The sequence below is a fragment of the Pseudoalteromonas sp. L23 genome, assembly GCF_021728455.1.
GTDB lineage: Bacteria > Pseudomonadota > Gammaproteobacteria > Enterobacterales > Alteromonadaceae > Pseudoalteromonas.
Genome location: NZ_JAKKCW010000016.1, coordinates 79,255 through 91,506 on the forward strand (window position 1 = coordinate 79,255; position 12,252 = coordinate 91,506).

Sequence of the window (12,252 nt, forward strand, 5' to 3'; positions counted from 1 at the left end):
AGTGGATGCTATCATTGCTCAAAATAGATGTATAGCCGTCCAAACGCATTTAATTTATAGGTGTTAACTATGCACACACAAGCCGCAAAACTCGCGCTTATCGACGCAGGAGCTTGGGTTGCTCAGCAAGGCTGGGTTCCCGCGACTGGTGGTAATTTCTCTATCAAAACAGACTCTGGCTTTGTTGTCACGGCCAGCGGCTTTGATAAAGGTAAATTAACATCAGAACAATTTCTGGAATTAGACGCCACAGGCACCATCATTGCCGGTAGTGGCAAGCCTTCAGCCGAAACCGCATTGCACCTAAAATTATATGATTTATGTGCGGGTGCACAGTGTATATTACACACGCATTCCGTAGCTGCGACTGTGTTATCACGGCTTATTCAAGGCGATCAATTTCAGATCCGTGGTTATGAAATGCAAAAGTCACTGTCTGGCATTCAATCCCATGAAGAAACCCTATCCATTGCTATTTTTGATAACGATCAGGATATAGAGCGACTAGCACAGCGGGTGGCGCAATCTCATCAAACTACACCAGTTGTACACGGTGTATTGATCCGAGGTCACGGGTTATACGCCGTGGGCCGCACAGTGCAAGAAACTCGTCGTCATATTGAGGGCTTAGAGTTTTTATTTGCCTGCGAATTAGAACGCATCAAATTGGAGGGGCGCCAATGATCAAAGCCATTTTAACAGATATTGAAGGGACAATTACCCGCATCTCCTTTGTTAAAGAGATACTATTCCCATATGCCGCTGCGCATTTACCGCAATTTATTCGCGACCATCAACATGACGCCGCCGTTGTCGAGCAAATTAGTGCCGTCAGAGCAGAATTGGATAATGCCAACGCTGATATTGATACCGTGATTGCCGCGCTACTTGAGTGGATCGCCGCAGATAAAAAAATCACGCCATTAAAACAGCTACAGGGTCTCGTTTGGCAGTTTGGCTATACAAACGGCGATTTTACCGGACATTTGTACGAAGATGCCTACCAGTTTTTAACACAACAAAAAGCGGATGGTCGCAATCTCTACGTGTATTCCTCGGGTTCAGTGAAAGCGCAGCAGCTACTTTTTGCGCACTCAGACTATGGTGATATTCGCCCGCTATTTAGCGACTACTTTGATACTAAAGTGGGTGCCAAGCAGGAAGTCTCGTCGTATCAGAACATTATTGCAGCCCTACCGTATGAAGCAGAGCAAATACTCTTTTTAAGCGATATCGTTGCCGAGCTAGACGCGGCAAAGGCCGCTGGCATGCAAACATTACAACTGTTTAGAGATGCACAAGCAACATCACCTGAACATCCAGTTATATCAAGCTTTGACCATTTTGATGAAGGGGCGTTTTCATGAGTCAACTGACTATCTACCAGGTACAGAATCCAAGCCAAGCTTTACAACAAGAGCAAGACGCAAACATCATCGCATCTTTGCTCGCAGAGCAAGGCGTACGCTTTGAACAATGGCAGACTAGCACCGATATCACAGCTGAAATGTCACAAGACGACATTATTAATGCCTACCTGAGCGATATTGAAAGATTAAAGACGCAAGGCGGCTATCAAACTGTCGACGTGATTTCACTTGCAAAGGGCAACCCTAGTGCCTCGGAGTTGCGACAAAAGTTTCTTTTTGAGCATACTCATAGCGAAGATGAAGTGCGTTTTTTTGTTAAAGGACAGGGGTTATTTTGCCTGCATTTAAACGACAAAGTTTATCAAGTTTTATGTCAGCAAGGCGACTTAATCTCAGTGCCAGAAAATACGCCTCATTGGTTCGATATGGGTAGCGATCCAGAATTTACTGCCATTCGCCTGTTCAATAATCAAGAGGGCTGGGTTGCGAAAAGCACGGACTCTGACATTGCAAAGCAGTTTCCCTTACTTGATTAATCCAAGTCTGAATACTCACAGTATTAACGAAGCACTGTGAGTACTTGCTTACTCATGCTAGGCTCACAACCTTCAACAAAATACACACCAAATTCCATCATCAGATTTTACCTCATGACTCATTTCAATATTTGTATTACAAAAGCAAGTAAACCAACATGGCACTGACATAATAGGTAAACTCTTGGAGAGGCCTGACTTTCAATCTACGTTTCCGTTGATATGAACATTTTCACTTATCAAAACTAAGTCCTTAAATGCGCATACTTTCCCTAAAATTCGTTAACTTTTTGTACCTAACTGCAAGAAAGCTTCCTTATCAACTAATCGGCTCGAAATTTGATTAAAATACAAAATTATTTAATTTCTTTGAGCGCACTGATGAGTAAGTTTATTGATGTTTGCTGCTGATGCTGTTTCAAAAGTAAATACATCACCGTTATCGCTGTATACCCAAATAACACAGATTTATACATGTATGGAAAGTAGTTTAAAAATACAGAGAGAGCAAGATACAAGAAAACACACCCTGTGACTTCAATTTTTTTCTTCCGTTCAACCTTATTTGCTCGTTCTAATTGCTTAATAATTTCATCTAATTCTATTGATTTCAATTCTTGTTTTTCCATAATAATACCTTTTAAAGTTTGATTCGCTTATTGTTTTCTTGGTTTAGGTTAAATAAGACGACACTATAGTTTAAAGCTCGGAAAGGCCGAAATAATTTCTTTGTATAGTATCGGGTTGCTATTTTGATACGCAGCAACCCTTTGTTTGTGACTTGATTCAATAGGGGCTCCCGCGTAGAGCAGCTGAGAGATATAGAAAAAGCTGTCATTCAAACTCATATTATTCCCAGCAGCTAACTCCATGGCACTTGCCCCATTTTCAACCTGCTCTAGTGCGAAGTCTAAGGCATCTAGCCCATAGGGATCTGGCTTGACTGAAACCTTATGTCTCAGCAAATATGTCATGATTTTTGGAGTGCGTAATAAAACGGCATAGAGCAACGCATTGCGACCTAGTGGGTCAACAAAATGTAAATCCAAGTCATATTTAACGAGCGCCTTAATTAGTGGAAGGTTGTGCGTTCGCACTAAATTTAATATTGTTTGGGGACCTAGCCGTGCCCCTTTTTCAAGTAATCTAGTTATTTCATCGATACTGGCATTTGTCGAAATGGCCATGGTCAATAAAGCGTTTAGCATTTCTTGCTGCTCTATTTGCGCATTTTGTTCAGTCATGTGATCTGCAGCTTGCTGCCAATTACCTTTTTGTGCCAGCGTAAAGGCTTCTGTGATCGCCTCTTGTAACTTGGCTTGCTTTGCCTTTTCTTCATCGCTTAACTGCGCTTGTTGTTCGGTGTGTCTCGCCAGCAAAGCTTTTAATTGCTCATAACGATAATGGTCTACTGCCATTTTGTTCAGCAAATCAGGTTCTTGCCCTAAAACACGGACTATCATGCTTGGATCAGTATTCTGTTCAGTGACTGTAGTAACCAAACTCTCAGCTGACTGTTTTATCTCTTTAACATTAACGGCCTGTAACTGCTCATTATTTAGCTGTTCATATGCGTGCTCACGATTAAATACTAGCTGTATTTTTGCTCGCCCGACAGAGTGAAAGCAGGGATGGGCTTTAGACAACTTTTCAGGAGCTACTATGTCTGATAAAACGGCGCGATATAATTTATCGACACCCGATTCAATCTCATCTTGCCATTCTGACGGTATTGCATTTTCTACGTGTTGAAGCTGGGTCTTATATTGCGCGAGAGTACCATCAGAGAGCCAGTGAAGAAGCCTCTTACTACTAAGTTCGTTCGAAGGGCGCACCCCATTTGCTAGTAATAAAAGAATGATAGACTCTACTTCATCAGCTTTGTCTGTAGGTGCTGGTGAGAGTAAATCGAGGGCATTATTCGAAAATGGGTCAGCAATTGCTGGACTTCCTTCTTTAAGCCAAAACGTAGTTAATTCAGAGTTAATTGCAGCAATAGCAACATTTGTTAGTGATGTATAATGCTCTAACTCATAGTCATACCAAACTTCACTCGGTGTTAGTCCGCTTGCATCGAGTAACTGGGCCATAAGGGTTGGAGCGATACCTAGTTGCGTGGCTGTAACCAAGTCTTGATATGTCACCAAAATACCGCTCGAGGTAAGCTCTGAAATAACGTTGGAATTGTCACCTTGAAGTTGCGTCAATATGAGACTCACTGGTGTGTCGTAGACAGAAACACGCTTGCTGGCTTGTATTTGATTTTGCTGATAGGCGGTTATTAACCCTTTGATGTCTTGACTTCTAAGGTAGGCCCAGAACATATCAGCCTGTCGCTGAGATAAAATACCATTAGCGTAGTGAGGGATTGCATCTACCGATTGGTAATACTTCGATTCAGGCCTTAGCATTCGACCTCTAAGTATACCTAGGCCCGCAGCTTTTGAAATATAATCTAGCTGGTTTTCGCCTAATCCCTGATGCTGCATAGAAGAAAACATATATTGAATACGCTGCTCAGCTAGAGCTTACCAGCTTACCATATCATCAATATCACTTGCATAGTCATTACACATCACACTGAGCGTTTCTTCTGGCTGAGTTGCAACACTTCCCGAGCTTGTATGCTGATATTGTCCAATGTTATTTGACTGCAACGGCTCACGAGTTATTACATTTTCCTCGATGTTGTCAAAGGCGAGGTATGTCCAATAAAGGCAGAGCAGTACTAACAATGTAGCGCTTGCAATTAAAAGTGACTTTTTACTCAATATTTTGCTCCTTGCATTAATATATCGTCAGCACTGGTACGATGTATAGGCGCAAAATGTGCTCCTATACATCACCTTTGCTATGCTCTAGCACACGTTTTTTCTGATTGGCAATTTTGCTTGAACAATAACTGCCTGCATTATGTATATCATGCTCTTTTGCCATGTTGCATGCTGTTGCTGAAACAACACCTGCCATCCCACCTGCACCTAAAGAGATACCGCCAGCAGCAATACCCAATACTCCAGAAGCACCAATACACGCATGATGTAATTGACTAATAGTGTATTTACGGTCCGCCACACAAGTTCCTTGAGAATCAATACCTGCTAAGTATTTCTTTCTTTTTTCTTCATCGGTTTTCTGTTTTGATGCCGTGCTTGCACCACCGCTACCACCACCCCAAGCGCCAGCGCTATTACTAGAGTTACCCCCCTTCCCACGGATATAGTGTCCGCATTGGATATGGCTTATGGCTTATGACCTATCACGTCAATTCTTTCTACGGCAGTGACATTTTGGGTAGCTACGAGCACTATAAAGCTCAATACAAGCGTTTTTATTTTCACCTTATTTACTTGTTACGGTTTGTATGTATTTGACTAACTTTTTATAGGCGTTATAAGCATCAAACTTGACACACCAATACCTATAATAATTGAGTGGGTCTTCAACAATAGAGAGATGCCATCACAAAAATACACTTATAAAGAAGAAAGTAAAACTTCCAAAAAAAACAAAATAACAATTACTTTCAACACCTTATTACAAAAAATCATGAGCAAATAACAAATTGATAAGAACTTGATAATCGGGTTTAGAAATTAAAACTTTTATAAAGCAATTCAAAGCATGGAGTTAAATATAACAACCCACTGAATTAACAAACACTTTAACGACTTAGACTTTCACATTACTGAATAAGACATAAATAAAAAATTTTTAATAGAACTTATTAGGCTACCACTTACCGCTATATCAATAAAAATTATCAAAGTAAGTTATTTATCCCGACTTTAAGGCCAACTTGATTAATTAAGTACCCTATTATGAGGTGATAAAACATTGTCGATAACACGGCTACCGCGTTCTATTGCCTCCAAGGTATCTACATCCATGTAAGCAAGGCAAAATTTTTCTACTTAGTTGTTCTCAATCAGAAGTTTTTAACATAGTTAGCGTCAGGTTTGCTCCTTCAGGTTGAGCAAGTATTAAGACAAATTGGTATAACTCACAAATGCAACACTCTAACCAAAATAAAGCAACCAGCATCGTTTTTTAAATATAACGGTAACTGTTTAATACCTATACACTTTACGTTCGATAGTTTACCCATTACATCGTGAACTCGATATCTATCTCACTTGCGCATAAAATACTCACAACCTTCAACAAAATACACGCCTATATGGTTATCACGATAAGCGTGATTATATTTACCGAAGAAATCGGCTTGAAACTTAAATCCCGCGTCGTTCAACTCAAACAAAAGCTTATCCACAAGATCTCAAGACATTGTCAGCGGTGAAAAAAGCAGAGTATTAGTGTGCATGCCGGTAGGAATTTCAGCCTCAGAGGACGATATAACTAAGCTATCTGTCGCATCAATAAACAATTGTTCAAACACCTGAGGGGGGCAACTTGCAACTATATGGATGTAGGTTTTTTGCGGCTGAATAGAGTGGCAGCTGCATAAGGCCAGTACAACCACACCGATAATGAACCATCCCTTCATTAGCTACTTTACCTTACTTCAAATTCTCTATAGTAAAGCAGCTTGTCCCTAAAGCTGAAATGAAGGTTTTGTGACCATGCAATAATGGGAAACTATTAATTTCTAATGATATAAGCAATAACAGCTGAATATTATTTTGAAATCTTTGATAATATCGAAATTTGTATATCCGCCTTTTTGATTACTAACTTGGTATTTTCATGGTTTTTGAAGCAACACACTCAAAGTATATTGATATAGGATGTTGGCAACTTAATACGGCAACACAAACCATCAACAACAAACACGAGCGTAAAGAACTTGAGCCTCTGCTGTTTAAAACACTTATGTATCTCATTGGTAACCAAGAGCGGATCATTACGCGGCAGGAACTGGCTGAACATGTTTGGCAACTTAACTTTGTCGACGACAATACAATTAACCGAGTCATTTTCGAGTTAAGAAAGCAGTTGGCTTGTGATCTGCAACCTCAACCAACGATCAAAACCCACTATCGCAAAGGCTACAGTTTCACGATACCGGCACCTGAACCGATTGAGCTATCTAGTAAGACATCTGACACCACAGGAAACAGCGAAGCAAGCAAGTCTTACCGAGTGCGAATACTCTGTGGCACCTTAATTGCGCTCGCCGCTTTGATCACCGTGCTATATTTCGTCACAAAGCAAACTCTCCAGATAAAAAGTGCACCTCAGCCACAGCCACAGCCACAGCCATCCGCTGAGATTTTCCATAATCAAATACTATCTTGGTATCGAGGTCATCATGGCAAACTGTATAACTCACCGGATCAACGTTACCTAGCCTATAATTTTAAAGCTGATACCAATGAAGTTGGGGCGTTAGGGGAGGTGAGGCTCATGGATCTTACCACCCAACATGAAAGAGCACTTAGCCTGCCGAATGGCAGCAACATTTTAGGTTGGTCGGCTGACAGTACATGGGTTTATTACTTATACCGATCTGAAGGGGAAAACCCTATCTGCGAATACCGCCGCCACCAGTTATCTCCAAAAACAGGCGCTCATGACCAGTTACTCTTTCGCTGTTCTGGCGGCCTAATTAACGCACTGTTTGATTTTGGAAAAGACCATCTGATATACAGTCGACGAGGCTATTTAGACGTACCAAACCTAGGTGCGATTTATAGCTATAATATGGAAAAACAACAAGAAACTAGGATCACAACACCGAATAACCATGGTTTTGGGGATCAGCTTTTAGCAATTATCCCTGAGTCACACCAGCTAATTTTTACTCGTAATATCGGTGATAAAGTCGAGCTACTGGTGACCACTTCAACAGGGCAAAAGACCTTAAAATTGGCAGAGTTCCCGCATTTGCTATGGGCTGCGAACTGGAATACTAAACAAAAAAGTGTGCTGTGGTTTGATCACAACACCAGTGAAATCAAACGCTATTCCATGCAAAGCTTAACGGAGCTGCCTGCCGTAAAAGTTGCGGTCGAGCCCACCTCGTACATTTTGCCAATGTCAGAAAACCAATTGCTCATGACGACCTACGGCTACGACCATGACAGCTATGTCATCGATCTTAATACGGGTAAATCAACCCTCTTTGCCAAACCGAATATTTACGAAGTAATTATGGCTTACCTTGGGGATAATGAATTTGCCTACAATGATTCCATTTTCAAAGATGTGGAATCTTACGGGGTCATGCATATAGACTCAAGCCATCGATATTCACCCATAGCGGCATTAAGTTCGGGCTACTCCATTATCGACTCAGATCCAAGCAATCAGCAAATTCTCGTCAAACATGTCGCCAACAAACAAACTGAAGTGAGAGATTGGAAGTCTCTTGATGTGCTAATAACTCTGCCCGATAACGAACAGAATGGTGGTACTCGGCTTGGCGGAAATAAGGTTGCTCAACTGCGGGCTCACAAGGTAACTGATGACAAAATTATTGAGGTTACTTTTCTGAATGACAAAAATAACAAAATCATTACGGTTGATGACATCGTGAGTATTGATTGGTACGACGACCATCACCTAGTAACCTTATCAAGTAACCGGAATATTTCGTTACTGAATATAGAAACGGCTCAAATGACCCCTTTGATATCCGGATCCGAGCTTGCAAACCGCACCAATGAAGTAAAAGTAAGACCAACGATCACCGCCTCCAATGGTGCAATCTACCTCTATAATCGGCAATACGTATATAAGCTTGACGCAAATCAACAAATAACAACCATCTTAGATATCAAAGCCAGCGTGAATGCCGAATCTAGCATTTACTACCTTGATGCTCATGCTGACAAGTTACTGATTTCTTACCTCACGAGATACCACAATGAGATAAAGTTATATCACCGCTAAGCAGGTAAAGCTTACCGACCGATAGGCTTATAACGAAAAATGGCGAGCTCTATAAGCTCGCCATGGTTGGGATCCTTTCTATTACACTAACCTACTGAATAGTCAGTTGCTTTACAGTGAAGCCTTTACCCTCAAGCTGCTTGCTTAGCGTGTTGGTGTCACCAACTACAACATAAGTCATCTCGGCTGGAGTAAAGTACTTGCTCGCCAGCTGATTAAGCTCTTTTTTGCCAACTGTTTCAATTGTTTTAGCTCGGACATCAACAATATCAGCATCAACATTATGGGCATGCATCATCGCAAAGAAGTTTAATTTTGCCGCTGGTGTTTCGTATTTCAGCGCATCTCTTTGCGCGATCGAATTTCTTGTGAATTGAATTTCTTCATCAGTTAATCCGTGCTCACTAATCTTGCTAAGCTCTTGTTGGATTTCTGTCAGCGCATCAGCAACGTTTGCTGCATTAATGCCTGAAGCGAGGACAAACTGACCGGCATCACCATATCCAGAGAAGTGTCCTCCGATACCATATGTATATCCTTTGTTTTCACGCAGGTTTTGATTCACTCGACTGTTAAAGCTGCCGGAGAAGGCAAAGTTCATGATTTGACTTTTAAAGTGCTCCGCAGCTAAATCTTCCGCAGCGGCATGGCGTGCAACACGGATCTGGACCTGAGGTGCATTCTCTTTATGTACCAAATACACGATATTACTATCGAGAGGAGCAAATTTAGGAAGCGCCATGTCCAGCTCACCTTTTCCTTGCCACTGTGATAGTGCACTAATTAATGCCGACATCAATTTCGACTGTGCAACATCGGATACAATTGATAATTTACTACCTTGTGGACGTATCTGCTGCGCATAAAATGATTTAACATCTGCAAGTTCAATAGTCGCAAGCTCTGCTTGAGACGGCAACCAAGGTTTACTGTAGTTTCCTTCTTGATACATCACCTGAGATAATGCGCTATCTGCCAGAAATTTTGCGCTATCGCGTTCAGATTTACTATATTCTGAAACCATGCTTTTAACTCGCGCGAAGTCCGACTCCGAAAACTTTGGTTGTAACAACTTTTCTGACAAGATATCTAGTGTCGCGATTAAGTTCTTACTTAATGTGGATAGCTTAATCTCAATATATTCAGACTTCGCTTCGAATGCGATCTCAGCACCTAATTTTGCCAATTGCTGTGCCAGCTCTGACGGCGTACTCTGTGTTGTAGCTTGACCCAACATTTCCACCGTTAAAAGTGCGACCCCTGCTTTATTTTCAGGGTCATATAAACGACCAGCAGGGATCTGAAGTAGCAATGTTGTGGTTGGCGTTTCGGTATCAAACGCTCCTAATACGTCTATGCCATTATCAGTTTTAACTTGCCATAAGTCTGGCAATGTAATTGCTTTTGCAACACCTGCCTGCGGTTTAATGCTGCGGTCAAAACTATCAGTAATCGAGGGAAGTTGTACTTCGTCTCGTACTTCCTCAGTTGCTTTAGGCTCATAAAACTTCGGCGTATAGTTGTCTTGCTGCGCGATAAGTTCTGGCTTTCCTTTTGGTACAATACTCAATACAACATTCGCCTTATTAGCAACATATTGCTCAAATACACGTTTTATATCTCCAACTTTCAAAGCTTTAACATTTTTAAGCTGTTGAGTTAGGAAACCTGGATTCTCATGGAAAGTCTCAAATTTAGCCAGCATAGAAACTTTACCCTCCACGCTCTGCAGCGCTCTCACAATCTCTGCTTCTCTTTTAGTGATAAAAAGATCAACATCTTCTTGGGTAATTTTATTTTGAATATAATCTGCAACTAACTCATCAATGCGCTTATCTAAGCTAGTCAGTGTCTCACCACTCACCGGATGAGGAAGTGCACCAAAAGCCATTTGACAAGATAGTTCAAAGCATTGATGCCATGCAAATGCCGCTACCGCTTTTTGTGTATCAACCAATTCGCGATATAACACTGAGCTTTCACCTTGCCCTGCAAAATAACCAATCGCATCTAACGCAGCTTCATCTTTATGCCCCATATAAACCGTTGAGTACACTTTTCTAAGCATCGGTAGTGATACATTATCTTCATAAGAAACGTAACGAGACTCAACTAATGTACCGGGTTGCTTTGCAGCATCTGAAACAGTCTCCCCTTTTGGAATAGAGCCAAAGTACTTCTGTACAAGTGGTAAAACCTCATCTGGAGTTACAGCACCACCAATAGTCAACGTCGCATTATTAGGCCCATACCAACGTTTAAAAAAAGCTTTCAAATCATTTGAATTCGCACGATTTAAATCAGACATATAGCCAATCGGCATCCATGAATAGGGGTGACCATAGTCATATAGCGCTTGGTGCAGCTTTTCTAAAGCTTGCCCATAAGGGACGTTGTCGTATCGCATCATGCGCTCATTTTTTACCGCGGCGCGTTGTATCTCAAACTTTTCTTGAGTAATACCTTGAGCAAAGAATCCCATACGGTCCGCTTCTAACCAAAGCATCTTCTCCAATTGATTTACTGGCACTGTTTGGAAGTAATTTGTTCTGTCTGTACTGGTTGTTGCATTTAACTTACCACCTGCTTCCGTCACTATTTTAAAGTGCTCTTCGTCAGCTACATGCTTTGATCCCTGGAACATCATATGCTCAAATAAATGTGCAAATCCTGATTTGCCCATTTCTTCACGTGCAGATCCAACATGGTAAGTTACATCTACATGAACTAATGGGTCTGAATGATCTTCATGAAGAATAACTGTCAAACCGTTATCGAGTTCAAACTTTTGATAAGCGATCCCAATATCACCGCCCTCAATGTTTTTTTGTTCCACTAATGTTGCACCAGCGTACTTTGACGCATCAGAAGATTGAAATTGACTACAACCGTTCAATGTTGCGGCCATTATGACTGCGATTGCAACTTTGTTTAAAAGCATAAAAAATCCTTACATTTATTTTATAATTTGGCGTTTATCTCGTATGGAACAAAGCTAGAAGCGTTCAGCGTTCCCCGTTGTTGGCAACAAGATTACAAGCCAAAGAAATTTAAGTCGCTTATCGAGTCATCATGAATTTATTTATTTTTATTAGCTTTAAAATCAAATATTTACAAAAATAATGAAATTATTTTTAGCCTTTGGAACAACAAATAGTGAAGTGTTAGATAACGATAACAATGCGAATATGTCGTTTTATACCTACAGCATTAAGCCTATAAGCCATTTCGGAGTACGGAAATAGCTCGCGAATTCAGATAATAAATCCATCAATCATGATTAAAGGGTGAGAAAGCATCAATTGCTTGTTGGTGGTGTAACTCCCCCAAAAAATGAAACAGTTTATAAGTAGAATTTTCCATTAACTAAAATAGGAAAATTTAAGATGAGAAAAAGCAAGTTCACCGAAACTCAAATTGTCAGCATGATCAAGGAAGCTGAGTCAGGTATTCCTGTACCAGAAATCTGCCGTAAACATGGTATCGGCCAA

Annotated in this window: 10 protein-coding genes; 5 read left to right on the top strand and 5 right to left on the bottom strand. The window is 40.9% G+C overall.

What is annotated here, in order from left to right; all coding sequences use genetic code 11:
- The first annotated feature begins 69 nt into the window (after window positions 1-69).
- Genes L3V43_RS20240 through L3V43_RS20250 form a run of 3 tightly spaced genes read left to right on the top strand, consistent with a single transcriptional unit; the run spans window position 70 to window position 1,906 of the window.
- Window positions 70-684 carry a methylthioribulose 1-phosphate dehydratase gene (locus L3V43_RS20240; protein ID WP_237117276.1) on the top strand — a complete coding sequence of 205 codons (615 nt, stop codon included), beginning with the start codon at window positions 70-72 and terminating at the stop codon, window positions 682-684.
- The gene (gene mtnC / locus L3V43_RS20245; RefSeq protein WP_206471207.1) at window positions 681-1,367 is read left to right on the top strand and encodes an acireductone synthase; all 687 of its coding nucleotides are present in this window, start codon (window positions 681-683) and stop codon (window positions 1,365-1,367) included. Before L3V43_RS20240 ends, mtnC begins: the two co-directional genes overlap by 4 nt.
- On the top strand, window positions 1,364-1,906 hold the full coding sequence (locus L3V43_RS20250) for a cupin domain-containing protein (protein WP_102057708.1): 543 nt from the start codon (window positions 1,364-1,366) through the stop codon (window positions 1,904-1,906). The genes mtnC and L3V43_RS20250 overlap by 4 nt, the downstream gene beginning before the upstream one ends.
- Window positions 1,907-2,262: 356 nt before the next feature.
- Here L3V43_RS20250 and L3V43_RS20255 read toward each other — a convergent pair whose 3' ends face one another.
- From L3V43_RS20255 to L3V43_RS20270, 4 genes are all read right to left on the bottom strand, one after another.
- Window positions 2,263-2,535 carry a hypothetical protein gene (locus tag L3V43_RS20255; protein WP_237117277.1) on the bottom strand — a complete coding sequence of 91 codons (273 nt, stop codon included), beginning with the start codon at window positions 2,533-2,535 and terminating at the stop codon, window positions 2,263-2,265.
- A 63-nt stretch (window positions 2,536-2,598) separates the two neighbouring features.
- Window positions 2,599-4,407 carry an ankyrin repeat domain-containing protein gene (locus tag L3V43_RS20260; RefSeq protein ID WP_237117278.1) on the bottom strand — a complete coding sequence of 603 codons (1,809 nt, stop codon included), beginning with the start codon at window positions 4,405-4,407 and terminating at the stop codon, window positions 2,599-2,601.
- 27 nt (window positions 4,408-4,434) lie between these two features.
- Window positions 4,435-4,677: a hypothetical protein gene (locus L3V43_RS20265; RefSeq protein WP_237117279.1), complete on the bottom strand. Its 243-nt coding sequence runs from the start codon at window positions 4,675-4,677 to the stop codon at window positions 4,435-4,437.
- A 64-nt stretch (window positions 4,678-4,741) separates the two neighbouring features.
- The gene (locus L3V43_RS20270) at window positions 4,742-4,981 is read right to left on the bottom strand and encodes a hypothetical protein (protein WP_237117280.1); all 240 of its coding nucleotides are present in this window, start codon (window positions 4,979-4,981) and stop codon (window positions 4,742-4,744) included.
- Window positions 4,982-6,613: 1,632 nt separating this feature from the next.
- Between L3V43_RS20270 and L3V43_RS20275 the strand changes: the two genes are divergently transcribed.
- On the top strand, window positions 6,614-8,761 hold the full coding sequence (locus L3V43_RS20275; protein WP_237117281.1) for a winged helix-turn-helix domain-containing protein: 2,148 nt from the start codon (window positions 6,614-6,616) through the stop codon (window positions 8,759-8,761).
- 91 nt (window positions 8,762-8,852) lie between these two features.
- On the opposite strand, the gene L3V43_RS20280 is transcribed toward L3V43_RS20275, so the two are convergent.
- The gene (locus L3V43_RS20280; RefSeq protein ID WP_102057712.1) at window positions 8,853-11,702 is read right to left on the bottom strand and encodes a pitrilysin family protein; all 2,850 of its coding nucleotides are present in this window, start codon (window positions 11,700-11,702) and stop codon (window positions 8,853-8,855) included.
- A 445-nt stretch (window positions 11,703-12,147) separates the two neighbouring features.
- Between L3V43_RS20280 and L3V43_RS20285 the strand changes: the two genes are divergently transcribed.
- The coding region (locus L3V43_RS20285; protein WP_237123943.1) for a transposase at window positions 12,148-12,252 on the top strand (105 nt) is incomplete at its 3' end.